Consider the following 15,961-nt stretch of genomic DNA (forward strand, 5'->3'; position numbering starts at 1 on the left):
TTCACCCGAACCGTTTGAGGTTGGCCGCGCCGGCAACCGGCAGGTCGAAGGCAAGCGCGCTGCCGATCTCGTGCGGCGGCAGGCTTGCGTCGATTTCGGCCTTGATGGGCCCAAGCGGCGTATCGAGAAGATATTCGCGGGTGTTGCCGGCGAAAGATGTGCCGCGCACGGTGCCCTGAAAAGGACCGGAACCGAGGGTCACCATGCGCGGGCGCCAGGCGAGGCCGGCCGCAGCTTTCGGCGCCGGGCCGGAAAGTGCTACCGGGCCATTCGGCGTCGCGAGCTTTCCATCACTCAGCGCAAAGACATTCTCGAAGCCGACGAAATCGGCGACGAAGGCGGAGGTGGGGTTGTTGTAGATCTCTTCCGGCGTGCCGATCTGTTCGATGCCGCCATTCAGCATGACGACGATGCGGTCGGCGAGCGCCAGGGCCTCGACCTGGTCGTGGGTGACGAAGATCATGGTGACGCCAGTCTCCTTCTGGACACGCTGCAGCTCTGCGCGCATCTCGAGGCGCAGGCGGGCGTCGAGATTGGAGAGCGGCTCGTCGAGCAGCAGCAGTTTCGGCTCCATCACCATCGAGCGGGCAAGGGCCACGCGTTGCTGCTGGCCGCCGGAGAGTTCGGCGGGTTTGCGGCCGGCGAAAGTGGTGAGCCCGACGGATTTCAGGCCGCAGCCGACGCGGGCATCGAGATCGGCGCCCGAGATGCCCTTGAGACGCAGGCCGAAGGCGACGTTCTCGTAGACCGTCAGATGCGGAAAGAGTGCATAGGATTGGAAGACCAGGCCGATGGCGCGTTTGTTGGCGGAGACGCGGGTGATATCGGCGCCGTCGAGCCGGATGCGGCCGGAAGCGGGGGTCAGCAGACCGGCGATGGCGCGCATCGTGGTCGTCTTGCCGCAGCCGGAGGGGCCGAGAAGGGCGACGAGTTCGCCTTTGCCGATTGCGAGGTCGAGATTTCCGACCGCGACCGTATCGCCATAGGCGAGCGTCAGCTTGTCAAGTTGAAGATAGGCGTCAGACATAACGCGAGAATCCAAGGAAGCGTTCGGCGAGGAAGACGATGCCGATCGACAGGAAGGCGAGAAGGGCGGAGAGCGCTGCAATGGAGGGATCGTAGGTGGTTTCCATGTAACCCAGCATGTCGATCGGCAGGGTCCGCACGCCCGGGCCGGAGAGGAAGAGCGAGACCGGCACCTGATTGAAGCTGGTGACGAAGCCGAGGATGAAGGCGGCGAGAATGCCGCCGCGGATATTCGGCACCACCACGCGGAAAAAGGCGCCGAACCTGGAAGAGCCGAGCAGAACGGCTGCCTCCTCGATATCCGAGCGCAGATTATCGAGGCTCGCCGAAACGACGCGCACGGCATAGGGCAGCACCAGGGCTGTATGGGCAAAGAACAGCGCCAGCGTGATATTGAAGCCGAAGGGCACGACGAGATAGCGCAGCAGAGCCAGACCGACGATGATGCCGGGGACGATGATCGGCAGCGAGACGATCGTGCGAACAGTTTCGGCCGCGGGCAGCCGGTACCGCGACAAGGCATAGGCGGCTGGGATGCCGAGCACGAGGGCTGCGAGCGTTCCGAAGACGGCAAGGAATATTGACATGGCAAAGCTGTCGCGGAAGCTGTCGATGGTGAAGACCTTCATGACCCAGCGCAGCGATAGTCCCTGCGGCGGAAAGGCCAGCGTATCGCCTGATGATAACGAAGCGGCGATGATGATCAGGAACGGGCCGATCAGGAAGACCAGCAGCAGCAAGAGCACAATGGGCGAAAACAGGCGCAGGGTCATCGGCGGTTCCTCGCCGTTGCAAGACGTTTCAGCAGGATGTTGGCGGCAAAGCTCATGACGATCAGGATGAAGGCGATGACGCTGGCCGAGACGAAATTATTGGCGACGGAAACCTGCTGATACAGCAGCGTTTCCAGCATCAGCACCTTGGAGCCGCCAAGCACGGCAGGGGTGATATAGGCGGTCAGCGAACCGGTGAAGACAAGCGTGCCGCCGACGACGAGGCCTTCCCTGGTCAGCGGCAGGATGACCTTCCAGAAGACCTGGAACCAGTTGGCGCCGAGCACACGGGCAGCCGGGATCGCGTCCTTCGGCATGTTTTCGAGGGCGCTGATCAGCGACAGGATCATCAGCGGCAGGAAGAGCTGCAGGAGGCCGATGAAGACGGCGGTCTCGGTAAACAGCAGCCGTAGCGGCTCGGCGCTGAGACCCATACCGGTTATCGCCTGGTTGACGATGCCGGTGCGGCCGAGAATGACGATCCAGGCATAGGTGCGCGCCACCGGCGAGATCATCAGCGGTAGGGTGATGAGGCCGATCATCCGGCCCTTGCCCTTCGGCGGCAGGTTGACGATGGCAAAGGCTGCGGCATAGCCGATAACCGCCGAGACGGCGGTGACTTCGAGGCCGAGACGGAAGCTGCGCAGGAAAACTGTGCGGTTCAGCGTCTCGGAGAAGAAACCGGCATAGGCCGACAGTGTCCAGCCGCCGCCGGCACGGAAGCCCTCCGACAGCAGGATCGCGACGGGCAGCAGGAAGACCACGGTCGCAAAGATGGCCGCCGGCAAGGCAAGCGCCAGGGCTTCTGCGCGGTTCTGGAACATGAGGCGCCTTTCCAGGACAGGAGGGCGGTCCCGACAGTGGCGCCGGGACCAGTTTTGATACGGACCTTACTGGCCGACCTTCTCGTTCCAGGTCTTCAGCCAGCCGGCGCGATTGTCGAGGGCGACGGCGGAAGGAATCAACTTGAGGCTCTTGGCTGTCGCCTCGCCATAGGTGAGGTTGTTGGCCGCAGCCTCGGACAGTTTGACCTCGTTGTTTGCCGGGCTGTCGACCAGCTTTTCGGCGAGCTTGGTTTGGGTGTCGGTCGAGAGCCAGAAATCCATGAACTGCAAGGCGAGATCCTGGTTTTTTGAACCCTTGGTCAGCACCAGCACATTCATGCCACCGGTCTGGCCCTCTTTCGGCGTCGCCCAGGCGACCGGGACGTCGAGTTTGGTAAAGCCTGCCCAGGAGAAGCGGCCGATCGGCGCTGCCCAGATTTCCTCCTGCTGCATCAACTGGACGAGCTGGGAGGACTTTTCGTAGAAGGTAACGATCTCGTCCTTCTTCACGCCCAGCGCCTCGATCGGTCCCTTCAAATCGGGCGTGTCCTTGCCGAGCGCTTGGCCGAGCATGTAAAGCGCCGGTGGCCCCTGATTGGTGGTCACGTTCGGAAAGGCGACGTGGCCGACATATTCCGGCTTCAAGAGATCGGCCCAGGAGTCGATCTTCATCTTGTCGGGTCGATAGGCGATCGAGGTGGCGTAGAAGGTATAACCAACGCTCATGCCGTCGTCGTTCGGATCCTTGGCGATGTCGTACAGCTTGGCGAAATTCGAAAGTTTCGCGGTATCGACCTTGTCGATCAGCCCGGCGCGGGCGGCGGCGAGCGCATCGGCCATCGAAACGGCGGCGAGATCGACGACGGGATTGGCCTTGTTGGCTTCCATCTTGGCCAGTCGTTCGACGCTGTTGCCGGTTTCGACAACGAGCTTGCAGCCGCATTTGGCTTCGAATGGATCGTAGACCAGCGTCTTGAAATCGTCCTGGGCAAAGGCATAGACGGAAATGGTCAGCGTCCGTTCCGCCGCAGATGCGGCAAGCGGCGACAGGGCGGAGAGCGCCACCGAAGCAATGAGAGCTTTTTTCATCCTACATTTTCTCCATCTCTGAGGTTTTTGGTGCCGGGTCCGCAAGGCCCGGATGATTGGCGGACGATCAGCTGCATGGCGACACGGTCGACATCCGCGGTAACGAGCATGCCCTCCCGGGTGCTGCTTGTTTTTATGGCATCCGTCAGTGCCGACACGGCAATCTCGGCAATCCTATCCATGTCCATCCGCACGGTTGTCAGCGACGGCGTCACGACAGGCGACCAGATGAGGTCGTCGAAGCCGGTGACGCTGACATCGGCGGGAATGTTGACGCCGGCTTGCTGCAACTCCGTCAGCGCTCGCAGGGCCTGCAGGTCGGACAGGGCTGCGAAGGCGGTGAAGCCCTGCCTGACTTTTTCGGCAAGGCCAAGCGAGCAGCCGCTGCCGCGATCCTGCTCGAGTCTGTCGATCCACAACGTGTCCGCATGCATGTCCGGGCGCATGCCGGAGCGGATGCCATCGGCGCGGTCGTTCTGGACGCTGGATTCCTGATTGTTGCCGATGATGAGGATGCGGCGATGGCCGAGGCCGGCAAGATGGCCGGCGATTTCGCAGCCGCCTTGCCAATGGTCGGCAGCAACGGTGTTGCCTGAAGTCGATGGGGTATCGATGACGGCGACGGGGCAGGCAGCGGAAGAGATGCGGGTGGCGCGGCGGGGAATGACGACCATACCGTCGACGCCGCGCTCGACCAGCCGATTGATTGCCTCGGTCTGTGCGGTGACAACGCCCCGGGAATCGGCGATCAGCACACCGTAGCCCGCGGTGGAGGCGGCAAATTCGATCGCCTGGGCGATCTTCGGAAACAGCGGATTGGCGATATCGGGCAGGACCAGGCCGAGAACGCCGCTGCGTCCGGTGCGCAACGCCCGGCCGGCCTGGCTCGGGATATAGCCAAGTTCGGCTGCATGCTCGCGGATTTTTTCGATCAACTGGCCGGAGACCCGGCCCTTGCCGGAAAGCGCATTGGAGACGGTGGCGACAGAGACGCCGAGTGACGTCGCTATCCTGCTGAGGTTTGGTCCCGGGCGCGATTGAGCCATGATCTAAAGCGTTCTGGTTAATCGTTTAATCAGAGCTTTACCTCAGCTTTTTTTGCTTGTCGAATCCAAACTCACCTTATGCCCAATTATCCGCGAAGCGAATTCGTCAGATATGAAAAAACCCCGCGAGGCGATCGCGGGGTTCCGAATTTCCGACAGGCAGACCGCCAATCAGCTCTTGGCCGGCTTCGCCGTCGGCACCGGCTTCACCGGTGCCGTGGTCTTGCCGCCGGGTGCATAGCCGCCGCCGACTGCAATATTCAGCGAGACGTAGTCCTTGGCCATCTGCTGGACGGACTGGGCAAGGCTTGCCTGAGCCAGCGAAACCTGACGCTGCGCGTCGAGAACGTCGAGCAGCGAAGAGGCGCCATCCTTGTAGGATGCGGTGGAAAGTTCGAGCGTTTCCTGGGTTGTCTTGACCTGGGCCTGAAGTGCGGCGACCGTGCGGGCGTCGCGCCGGACAGCCGCAAGCGCGTTTTCGACCTGTTCGACCGCGGTCAGCACCGTCGACTTCCAGTTGAGGTAGGCCGTGGCGGCATCGGACTGCGCCGACTTGACGTTGGCGCGCAGGCGGCCACCGTCGAAGATCGGCAGGTTGAGGGTGGGGCCGAAGGACCAAGGCGTCAGGCCGCCATGGATACCACGCTGGTTGATGTAGGACGGTGAGATCGAACCGCTGAGCGAGATGCTCGGATAGAGTTGCGCCTGGGCGACGCCGATATTGGCGGTTGCGGCAGCGAGATCACGTTCCGCCACACGAATGTCGGGACGATTGCGGATCAGGTCCGCCGGGATGCCGGAGGTGATGCCGCCGCGGAATACCGGCTGACCGTAGCCCTTCAGCAGTTCATCGACGAGGGCCGAGGCCGGCAGGCCGAGCAGTGTAGCGATGTGATGAGCTGATATGCGGATGTTGGTTTCGAGGCCGGGAATTTCGGCGAGCGTCGACTGCACCAGGCCTTCGGCCTGAACAACGTCGAGACGCGAAGCGGCACCAGCTTCGAGCTGGAACTTGGTCAGTTCGTAGGTTTCCTGGCGGGACTTCAGGTTAGCCTTCGAAAGAGACAGGCGCTGCTGGTAGTAGCGAACGTCGATATAGCTCGAGACGAGATCCTGGATCAGCGTCAGCCTGGCAACATCGGCCGATGAGTAAGCGGAATCGAGCGAGGCGAGAGCGCTTTCGGTGCTGCGCTTGTAGAGGCCGAAGAGATCGAGCAGCCAGCTCAACTGAACGTCGCCGGCGCTGGTATTGCGCGTGTCGAACTGCGTGCGCAGTTCGCCCCTCTGGCCGCTCACCGTGTGCGAGCCGCCGACGGTGAGGTTCGGCAGGGCGCCGGCTCCGGCGGTGGTGACGGCGGCGGAGGCCGCATTGATGCGTTCGATCGCCTGCTGGACTGTCAGGTTCTGCTCGAGGCCGGCGTTGACGTAGCCGTTCAGTCTCGAATCGTTGAAGGCGGTCCACCAGGCTGCGGTAGCAACATCACCATCACTCTTCGTTCCGCCTTCTCCGAATTTGGCGGGCAGCGGCATTTCAGGAGGAACATGATCCGGGCCAACAACGCAGCCCGACAGTAATAACAATAATGCCGGGGTGGCAAAACGAAGAGATACCATTCATTTCATCCTGTACTCGAGCAAGTCAATTCTTGTCCGAAGCTTCATGCTTCATTAACGCGGCCGCGCCTCGTTCTGCCAAAAACACACACACCGAAGCAGTCGGGCGCAATGTAGCAACGAGAACAGCATTATCACAGTGCATTTTTATCACAGTCCTGCCGCATTTTTGCTGCGTGTGGCAAAGATGCGTCGAATGACGACGAAGAATGACGGAACGAAGAAGATTCCGAGCATTGTCGCCGCCAGCATGCCGCCGAGGACGCCGATGCCGATGGCGTTCTGTGCCGCCGAGCCCGCGCCTGTCGCGATCGCCAGCGGCACGACGCCGAGAATGAAGGCAAGCGAGGTCATGATGATCGGCCGCAGGCGCAATCTCGCCGCCTCCAGCGTCGCTTCGTAGAGGCCCATGCCGTTTTCCATGCGGTCCTTGGCGAATTCGACGATCAGGATCGCGTTTTTTGCCGCCAACCCGATGGTGGTGAGCAAGCCGACCTTGAAATAAACGTCGTTCGCCTGGCCGAAAAGTGTGGCGGCCGTCAGCGCTCCGAGAATGCCGACCGGCACCGCCATGATCACCGAGAAGGGGATCGACCAGCTTTCGTAAAGTGCCGCCAGGCAGAGGAAGACCACAAGAACCGAGATCGCATAGAGCATCGGCGCCTGCGAACCGGAAAGGCGCTCCTGATAGGAGATGCCTTGCCAGGCGACCGTATAACCGCCGCCGAGCTGTTCGGTCAGGGCTTCCATTTCGTTCATCGCGTCGCCGGAGGAAACGCCGGGTGCAGACGCACCGTCGAGCGGAATGGCGCTGACGGCGTTGAAGCGGGCAAGCGAGGGCGCACCCTTCACCCATTCCGTCTTGGTAAAGGCAGAGAACGGCACCATTTCACCGGCAGTGTTGCGGGCGTACCAATGGTCGAGATCATCCGGCTGCATGCGGAAGGGCGCATCGCCCTGGACATAGACGGGCTTGATCTCGCCGTTCAACGTGAAGTCGTTGACGTCGCGGCCGGTGAAGATGATCGACAGCATCGAATTGACCGAGGCGATGTCGACGCCCATGGCGCCGATCTTCTCCTGATCGAGCACGATGCGCATCTGTGGCTCGACTTCCTTGCTGCTACTGCGCAGCGCCACGATCTTGCCCGAGGTGTTGCCCATCTGGATCAGCCGCTTGGAGGCGGCCGTCAGCGCGTCGTTGCCGTGGCCGCCGGTATCGACGAGATACATGGAGAAGCCGCTCGATACACCGAGACCCTGGATCGCCGGGGGCAGGAGCGCGAAGACCTGCGCCTCGCGGATGGCAAAGAAGCTGCGCAGCGCGCGGTTGACGACCGACTGAGCGCTTAGATTAGGATCGGTGCGCTTGGAGAAATCCTTGAGCTTGGTGAAGACGATGGCGCTGTTCTGGCCGGAGCCGTTGAAGCCGAAGCCCAACGCACCGAAGACGGACTCGACCGCATCCTTCTCGTTCTCACGGTAGTAGTTTTCGACCTTCTCGACGACAGCCTGGGTCTGCTGTGTGGTCGAACCCGGCGGCGTGGTGACGATGGTCAGCAGCACGCCCTGGTCTTCCTGCGGCAGGAAGGAGCTCGGCAGGCGAGTGAAGAGATAGGCGCAGCCGGCGCCGACAAGCAGGAAGACCAGCATGACGCGGATCGGCCGCTTCAGGAGATAGCCGATGGTCCTGACATAACCATTGGTCGAGCGCGTGAAAATGCGGTTGAACCAGTCGCCGACACGGTGTCTTCTGTGCTCGCCGACCGGCTTCAGCATCGTGGCGCAAAGGGCGGGCGTCAGCACGAGGGCGACGAGGGCCGACAGCAGCATGGCCGAGACGATGGTGATCGAGAACTGCCGATAGATGATGCCTGTGGAGCCGCCGAAGAAGGCCATCGGGATAAAGACGGCGGTGAGAACGAGCGCGATGCCGACAATGGCGCCGGTGATCTCGCCCATCGATTTTTCCGTCGCCTCCAGCGGCGACAGCTTCTCCTCAGACATGATGCGTTCGACGTTTTCGACCACGACGATCGCGTCGTCGACGAGAAGGCCGATCGCCAGCACCATGGCAAACATCGTCAAGGTATTGATCGAGTAGCCGGTGACCGCCAGCACCCCGAAGGTGCCGAGCAGCACGACGGGAACGGCAATCGTCGGGATCAGCGTTGCCCGCAGGTTCTGCAGGAACACGAGCAATACGACAAAGACGAGCACGATCGCTTCGATCAGCGTGTGCACGACCTTCTCGATCGACAGTTCCACGAAGGGCGTCGTGTCATAGGGATAGGTGATCTCCACGCCTGCCGGCAGGCCACGGCCGATGACCTCGAGGGCGGATCGGACGCGGGCAGCGGTATCGATGGCATTGGCGCCGATCGCCAGATTGACGGCAAAACCGGTCGACGGCTGGCCATTATACCGCGAACCGCCGCCGTAGCTTTCCTGACCGATCTCGATGCGCGAGACGTCGCTCAGGCGGACCGTCGCGCCGTCCTTTTCGACCTTCAGGATGATGTGCTCGAAATCGGCGACGGTGGTCAGCTGGCTTTGGGCGGTGATGGTGACGTTGAGCTGCTGGCCCGGGGTCGCCGGTTGGGCGCCGAGCGAACCGACGGAGACCTGGGTGTTCTGCGCCTGGATGGCCGACGTGACGTCGCTCGGCGTCAACTGGTATTTCAACAGCTTGAACGGATCGAGCCAGACGCGCATGGCGTAACCCGAACCGAAGACGTTGATGCTGCCGACGCCTTCCAGGCGCTGGATCTGATCCTCGATCGAGGTCGACATGATGTTGCCGAGGTCGACCGAGTTGCGCTTGCCGTCGGTCGAAACAAGCGATCCGACGAGAAGAATGCTCGAAGTCGAGCGGGTGACGCTGATGCCGGCATCGATGACGTCGCCCGGGAGCTGCGACTGAACCAGTTGCAGCTTGTTCTGCACCTGCACCTGCGCGATGTCGGGGTCGGCGCTCGTTCCGAAGGTCAGCTGGATGCTGGCCGAACCGGTCGACGAGGTCGAGGTCATGTAGGTCAGATCGTCGAGGCCGGTCATGCCATCCTCGATGATCGTCGTTACCGATTTCTCGACTGTCTCGGCGCTGGCGCCCCGATAGGTGGCATTGATGCGGACCGTCGTCGGGGCGATGTCGGGATATTGCGAGATCGACAGCGTGAAGATCGCCAGCAGGCCGGCGAGCATGATGGTGATCGCAATGACCCAGGCGAAAATCGGACGTCGGATGAAAAACTTGGCCATCGATTGTTCCTGTGCGACTGAGACGGTGACGATGCCGGGCTGCAGCGACTAATTCGCTGCGGGCTTCTGCGTATCACCGGCCAAGGGCTGCTCGGCAGCCACGACCACGCCATTGTCATTGATCTTCATCGGGACCGGCTTCACCGGCATGCCTGCGGTGATCGACTGCAGGCCGCTGACGATCAGCTGATCGCCATCCTTGATGCCTTCGGTCACCAGCCAGGAATTGTTGGAAGGCGAGCTGTTTTCGAAGGCGCGGGTTTCGACCTTGCCGTCGGCGGAAACAAACTGCGCCGTCAGCCGGCCATTGGCATCGCGGCTCGTTGCCAGCTGCGGCAGCGCATAACCGGCCTCGGCGCCGAGCTCGACGGTTGCCCGGACATACATGCCGGGCAGGACGATACGGTCCGGATTGGGAAAGAGCACGCGGATGATGAAGGTGCCTGTGGTCTCGCTGACCACCTGCTTCGACATGTCGAGCTTGCCTTGCTGGTTATATTCCTTGCCGTCTTCGAGGATCAGGTGGAAGGCGACGTTGTCTGCGCCCTTGATGTCGCCGGCGGCCATCGCATCGCGCAGCTTCAAGAGGTTGGTGCTCGATTCCGTCAGCGAGATGTAGATCGGATCGAGCTGGCGGATCGTCGTCAGCGCCGTTGTCTGGTTGGCAGAGACGACGTTGCCGACATTATAGGCCGTCTGGTCGATGACGCCGTCGAAGGGGGCGACGATCCTGGTATGGTCGAGATCGATCTGCGAGGCGGAAAGTGCTGCCTTTGCCGACTCCACTTCGGCCTTGGCCTGGAGCAGCGTCGTCTTGGCCGTTTCGAATTCGATCTGGGTGGCGCCGCTGCCGACGAGGCGCTGGTAGCGGTCGAGATTGCTTTCGGCGCTCGGCACGCTGGCTTGCGCCTTGGAGATTGCCGCCTTGGCCTGCTCGACGGCGGCGATATAGGGGGCATCTTCGATCTGGTAAAGAAGGTCGCCCTTCTTGATCTCGCCGCCTTCCTTGAAGGCGATCTCGCGGATGAGGCCGCTTACCTGCGGCCGGATATCGGCCGTCTGGAAGGTCTCGGCGCGGCCGGGAAGGATCGTCGTGATCGGGAACGTGCCTTTCGTCATCGTGACCGCGCCGACCGGCGAGGCCTGCTGTGCGGTACCTGCGCCGGCGTTGCCGGCGGGTTTGCCGGCATTGTCGCTGCAGCCGGCGAGCAACGTGCCGAACGCCAGAGCCGAGGAGATGAGGAGGGCGCGCCGTATCATTCTGAATTCCCTGTGCGATGGCAATTGCCGTTCGATCCACGGGCTCGTCTCAGCCGAGCGCAGGCTTATATAAGCGTCAGGATTGATTTGGCTTCAAATGCCATCCGGATTTAACAAATGCTTTACGAAGTGACGTAAGTCAGCAACCGTCACTTAGCAAGAGTTATTTTGCAATGCGGCATCGACGAAGCCGACGATGTCCTCGGCACGGTGGACGAGGGTTTCCTTATCGTCGCGGGCAATCAGGATCGGATGCAATACGCAGGTCAGCACGTCTGCGACGGTGCGTGCCGCGCTCTCGGGATCGCAGCAATGATACCGTCCCTCCACTATCCCCTGGCGGATGATTTCGCCGAGCTTCTGTTCTATCCGGGCGCGATAGCGGTTGCCGGCCTCGAGTTTGGCCTCGATCGTCGAAAGCACCATTTCGAAGATGTAAGGGTTCTTCTGGATGTCCTGCAGATGGCCCTCCAGCAGGCGCAGGACAAAGCGGAGCAATTGCTCCTTCGGCGGCAGGTCCTGCTCGAAGGCGGCGAAACGCTCGGTGGCATGGTCGAGATGGCGTCCGGCGATCGCATCGACCAGCGCGACCTTGGAACGGAAATGCTTGAAGACATTGGCGGGCGACATATGCAATGCGCCTGATATATCGGCGATCGACACCGCGACGTAGCCACGGTCGCGAAAAAGCGTCTCAGCCATGGAGAGAATGTCCTCCCGCGTTTCCTCGGCCTTGCGTCGCGGCCTTCTCGTCATCCGTCCCCCGTCGGGCCGAGCCCGATACCCCTTGCTAATGCTAGCGCGTTTGGGCGAAAATCCGCAAGCCGATGCTTGGCCTGTCGGCTTGCCCGTCATCTCTTCAGGGGAAATAGGGGGCGAGGTTGTTTCGGACACGGGCAAGCGGCGTCTCATCGCTGTCGTCGGGGACAAAACGCTCGCCGGTGATGGCCTCGTAAGCCTTGATATAGACGGCCGAGGTCTGCTCGATCAGTTCGACGGGGATTTCGGGGATCTCATCCTTATAGGGATCGCAGCGCTCGGCCACCCATGCGCGGACAAAATCCTTGTCGAAACTTTCCGGGCGTTTCCCGGCGGCAAAACTCGCCGGATAGCTTTCGGCAAGCCAGTAGCGGCTGCTGTCGGGCGTATGAATCTCGTCGGCGAGGATGATGTTGCCGTCGCCGTCGGTGCCGAATTCATATTTGGTGTCGACGAGGATCAGGCCGCGTCTGGCCGCCATCTCCTGGCCGCGTGCAAAGAGGGCGAGCGCATATCCCGACAGGGTCTCCCACTGCTGCCTGGTCAGAAGGCCGCGGGTGACGATTTCCTCAGGCGTCAGCGGTTCGTCATGGCCGCCGTCGAATTCCTTGCTGGTCGGGGTGATGACGGGTTCGGGCAAGATCTGGTTGTCGCGCATGCCGTCAGGCAGGCGCATGCCGTACATCTCGCGCTCACCCTTCTTATAGAGTGTCAGGATCGAGGTGCCGGTGGTGCCGGCAAGATAACCGCGCACGACGATCTCGACCGGCAGGATATCGAGCCGCTTGCCGATGACGACATTGGCATCCGGATAATCGAGAACGTGGTTGGGGCAGATGTCCTTCGTCGCCTCGAACCAGTAGCGCGCCGTCTGCGTCAGCACCTGGCCCTTATAGGGAATGCAGGTGAGGATGCGGTCGAAAGCGCTCAGCCGGTCGGTGCTGATGATAATCCGGCGTCCGTCCGGAAGGTCGTAATTCTCGCGCACCTTACCGCGATAATAGTTCGGCAGTTCCGGAAAAGGGGCTTCGGAGAGGATTCGCACGGCGCTCGACTGTCCTTGTGATTGGGTGAAGGCTTCCTGTCTTTTCATTACCGGGAAGTCAAGGCGACCCCCAAAGTATGGCATCACAGAGTATCGCATCAGAGCCAGAACAGAGCCAGGAGAAACAAGGCGAGGCCGTAACTCGTAACGGCAAGCGGCCAGCCGGCGCGCAGGAAGTCACTAAAGCGGTAGCCACCGATGCCCATGGCCAGCGTGTTGTTGTGATGGCCGAAGGGCGTCAGGAAATCGAGCGAGGCGCCGGCGGCGACCGCGATCAGATAGGCGTGCGGCGCATGCTGGCCGTCTCTCGCAAATTCCAGGGCGACCGGGCTCAGAACGATGGCGACCGTCGCGTTGTTCACGAAAGGCGTCAGCGCCATGGCGAGGAAGAGGATGAGCGCGACGCCGATGAGTGGATGGGCGATCGGCACGACGAGGCGCAGCCAGAAGGCGATGGTTTCGGCCGCCCCGGTGGTCGCCACCGCCTGACCGATCGGGATCATCGCCGCCAGCATGATAATGATCGGCCAGTTGAGATCGGCCATTGCGTGGCGGATATTCAGATGATTGAGCAAGGCGAGCACGAGCACGACGCCGGCAAAGGCGACGTCGGGGCGCAAGCCGGCCACACACGCGGCGATGCCACAGGCAAACAGCGCCAGGGGCCGCCAGGGGTGCGAGGCTGGTTCGCTCGAGGCAGTCGGGGCGAGCGGCAGGCACTCGCTTTCTTCGAGCGCTTCGGCGATTGCCGTTCGCGGCCCCTCCAGTGTCAATATATCGCCGATCGACAGTTGCAGGTCGATGAAACGGCCCTCGATGCGCGGCGCGCGCATGGAAAGCGCGGTGACCGCGACGCCGCGGCTGTGAAAGATTTCGAGCGAGCGGATCCGCGAACCGACCAGCGTGCTTTCCGGCATGACGACGCTTTCGACACGGGAAAAATCCGGTTGCAGGCCGTGCGGACTGATGTCGGCGATCAGCGCCTGTGTAGCGGCAAGACCGGCAAAGACCGCATCGGCCCCCTCGGCAAGCAGCACGTCGCCGGCTTCGATCACCGACTGATCGAGCGGTCCAAAGACGAAATTGTCGCCGCGGATCAGCGCGTGCGGCTTGATGCCGAAGCGCATTGGACAATCGGACAGCGTTACACCGACCAGCGGCGAAACCTCAGGGACGCAACGTTCGACGACGATGCGGCGCGTGGTCGGGGAGATTGTCGCGGGATCTTCGTCGGGCTCCGGAAACAGCCGTTGCACGCGAAAGGCGATGAGCAGAATGCCGGCGATTGCGACGGGCAGGCCGACATAGGCGAAATCGAAGAAGTGAAAGCCGGCTCCGGTCGCCTTGCCGAGCGCATCGCTGACGAGCAGGTTGGCCGGCGTGCCGATCAGCGAAACGAGACCGCCGAGCAGGGCTGCGAACGAGACCGGCATGACGAACTGCCGGCGGGGGATCGCCAGAGCCGTGCCGAGCCGCAGCGCCACCGGCAGAGTGATCGCAAAGGCACCGATATTGTTCATAAAGATGGAGATGAAGCCGGCAAGCGAAGATGTGCCTGATATGACCTGGAAATTCGAGGGTCCTGCGGCGGCGAAACGGGCGGCGAGACTGTCGAAGAGCTTGGCGCGCGCCAGCACCTGGACGATCAGCAGGACCTCGACGACGGTGACGACGACAGGACTGCCGAAGCCCACGAAGATCTGGTCGGCCGGATAGAGGCCGAGCGCGTAGCCGGCAAGCAGGCCGGCGATCGAGACCACCTCGATGCGGAAGCGATCGAGTGAGAAGAGAACGAGCATCGCCAGCAGAAGGATCAGCAGGGATGCTTGCTCGAATGACATAGGCAGATCCGGTGTTTCATCGACGGGGCGGACTGTAATCGTTCTTCATGCGCTGTACAGAGGCGCCTTCAGGCAAAGATTGGACAATTCGCATATCTCGCGTCAAGCCGGCGGAGCCTTCCACCGGCCAGCTGCGGTTCGCTCCAGAATGGGCGTTGAGAAAACGCCGACGGTGCGTGCAATCCACTGCGGCCCGGCGGCTTCCAGCCTTTCGCGCCATCGGTCCGATTGCAGCATAGCGGCACCGATGACGACGGGTTCGATGCCGCAGGCCGCCAGCAGATCGAGCCCGGCAACGATCGAGGCGCCGCTGGAAATGACGTCGTCGATGAGGGCGACGCGCCGTCCCTCAAGCAGCGGCAGCATGCGCGGATCGATATAGAGGCGTTTCTGTTGCGTCGGTGTGGTGATCGAGGACAGCGCAACGGAGAGTTCGTCGCGGTACCAAAATTTGCGTGAGGTACCGAGCGGAACATACCTGTTATGGCCGAGCTTCTGCGCCACGGCGGCGGCAAGCGTCAGGCCGAGTGTCGGCAGACCAGCGACGACATCGATGCGCATGGGCCTGATCTTTTCGGCGAGGCCTTCGGCGAGTGTGTCGAGCACGGCGAAGCTTGTCTGGTTGACGATCAGCGAGGCGAGGGCGTGACTGCCATCCGCCAAAACGCGGATCGGCAGGCGAAGCTGGCGGCCGTCTTCCAGCACGGCGACATAGAAGGAGGCGAATTCGCCGCCGACGGCAAAGGTGCCGGGCGGATCAATCTCCTGCCAGAAATCGTGCGGCGCCATTTCCATCGCATTAGTCAATTGCGTCTTGCCTTTTCGATGCCGGTTTTCCGCCGCAGCGACTGCAATTCCGCCTCGGTCAGCGCACGCACCGCGCCTTTCGGCAATTCGCCGAGCTCGAGCTCGCCGATTGCGACGCGCACGAGGCGAAGGCATTCGGTCCCGAGCGCCTCCAGCATGCGGCGGATCTGGCGGTTGCGGCCCTCGTCGAGCTCGACCTCGATCCAGGAGTTCCTGTCGCCCTGGCGAAGCCGGCGCGCGGCGGTTGCCGTCAGCAACTCGCCGTCATGGCGAATTCCGGATGTCATGGCGTCGATCGCTTCGTCATCCATGATGCGATCGATCTGGACATGATAGGTCTTGGTTACATGCGTAACTGGATCGAGCAGTATCTGGGCAAATTCGGTATCGTTGGTGAAAAGCAGCAGGCCCTCGCTTGCCTTGTCGAGCCGGCCGACGGGGGAGAGATGCGGAATGTCGAAATCCCTGAGGCAATCATAGACCGTCGGCCGGCCTTCGGGATCATGGCGGGTGGTGACGAGCCCGCGAGGCTTATTGAGCATCAGATAGATTTTCGCCTCGGCGGCGATAACCAGGCCGTCGACGCTGATCTTCGCCGTTGCAAGATCGACCCATG

Annotated in this window: 12 protein-coding genes and 1 pseudogene (1 of these 13 cut by a window edge); all 13 read right to left on the minus strand. The window is 62.0% G+C overall.

The genetic code is table 11. The features are described from left to right. Position 1: 1 nt before the first annotated feature. Positions 2-1,027 carry an ABC transporter ATP-binding protein gene (locus tag FFM81_RS03840; protein ID WP_097533203.1) on the minus strand — a complete coding sequence of 342 codons (1,026 nt, stop codon included), beginning with the start codon at positions 1,025-1,027 and terminating at the stop codon, positions 2-4. Further along, positions 1,020-1,799, minus strand: coding sequence for an ABC transporter permease (locus FFM81_RS03845; protein ID WP_025416970.1), 780 nt, complete (start codon positions 1,797-1,799; stop codon positions 1,020-1,022). Before FFM81_RS03845 ends, FFM81_RS03840 begins: the two co-directional genes overlap by 8 nt. Beyond that, a complete protein-coding gene (locus FFM81_RS03850; protein ID WP_003566221.1) occupies positions 1,796-2,623 on the minus strand; it encodes an ABC transporter permease in 828 nt (275 codons plus the stop codon). Before FFM81_RS03850 ends, FFM81_RS03845 begins: the two co-directional genes overlap by 4 nt. A 66-nt stretch (positions 2,624-2,689) precedes the next feature. Then, positions 2,690-3,712, minus strand: a complete 1,023-nt coding sequence (locus FFM81_RS03855; protein ID WP_138385364.1) for an ABC transporter substrate-binding protein — start codon at positions 3,710-3,712, stop codon at positions 2,690-2,692. 1 nt (position 3,713) lies between these two features. Further along, positions 3,714-4,758: pseudogene (locus tag FFM81_RS03860) on the minus strand (LacI family DNA-binding transcriptional regulator). Positions 4,759-4,929: 171 nt separating this feature from the next. Then, the gene (locus tag FFM81_RS03865) at positions 4,930-6,372 is read right to left on the minus strand and encodes an efflux transporter outer membrane subunit (protein ID WP_003566213.1); all 1,443 of its coding nucleotides are present in this window, start codon (positions 6,370-6,372) and stop codon (positions 4,930-4,932) included. A gap of 150 nt (positions 6,373-6,522) precedes the next feature. Next, positions 6,523-9,633: an efflux RND transporter permease subunit gene (locus FFM81_RS03870; RefSeq protein ID WP_003566211.1), complete on the minus strand. Its 3,111-nt coding sequence runs from the start codon at positions 9,631-9,633 to the stop codon at positions 6,523-6,525. Between the two features lie 48 nt (positions 9,634-9,681). After that, positions 9,682-10,893: an efflux RND transporter periplasmic adaptor subunit gene (locus tag FFM81_RS03875; RefSeq protein ID WP_138385366.1), complete on the minus strand. Its 1,212-nt coding sequence runs from the start codon at positions 10,891-10,893 to the stop codon at positions 9,682-9,684. A 153-nt stretch (positions 10,894-11,046) separates the two neighbouring features. After that, a complete protein-coding gene (locus FFM81_RS03880; protein ID WP_097533206.1) occupies positions 11,047-11,649 on the minus strand; it encodes a TetR family transcriptional regulator in 603 nt (200 codons plus the stop codon). 103 nt (positions 11,650-11,752) lie between these two features. Beyond that, positions 11,753-12,697, minus strand: coding sequence for a phosphoribosylaminoimidazolesuccinocarboxamide synthase (locus tag FFM81_RS03885; RefSeq protein ID WP_138385369.1), 945 nt, complete (start codon positions 12,695-12,697; stop codon positions 11,753-11,755). 98 nt (positions 12,698-12,795) lie between these two features. After that, positions 12,796-14,538, minus strand: coding sequence for an SLC13 family permease (locus tag FFM81_RS03890; RefSeq protein WP_097533208.1), 1,743 nt, complete (start codon positions 14,536-14,538; stop codon positions 12,796-12,798). Positions 14,539-14,640: 102 nt separating this feature from the next. Next, on the minus strand, positions 14,641-15,327 hold the full coding sequence (locus tag FFM81_RS03895; RefSeq protein WP_097533217.1) for a phosphoribosyltransferase: 687 nt from the start codon (positions 15,325-15,327) through the stop codon (positions 14,641-14,643). A gap of 14 nt (positions 15,328-15,341) precedes the next feature. After that, positions 15,342-15,961, minus strand: partial view of a pseudouridine synthase gene (locus FFM81_RS03900; protein ID WP_003566198.1) — the 3' portion only. The gene runs 187 nt beyond the window's last position; only the last 620 of its 807 coding nucleotides appear in the window; its start codon lies off the right edge, out of view — the gene reads right to left on this strand; the stop codon is at positions 15,342-15,344.

Source organism: Rhizobium hidalgonense, from assembly GCF_005862185.2.
GTDB lineage: Bacteria > Pseudomonadota > Alphaproteobacteria > Rhizobiales > Rhizobiaceae > Rhizobium > Rhizobium hidalgonense.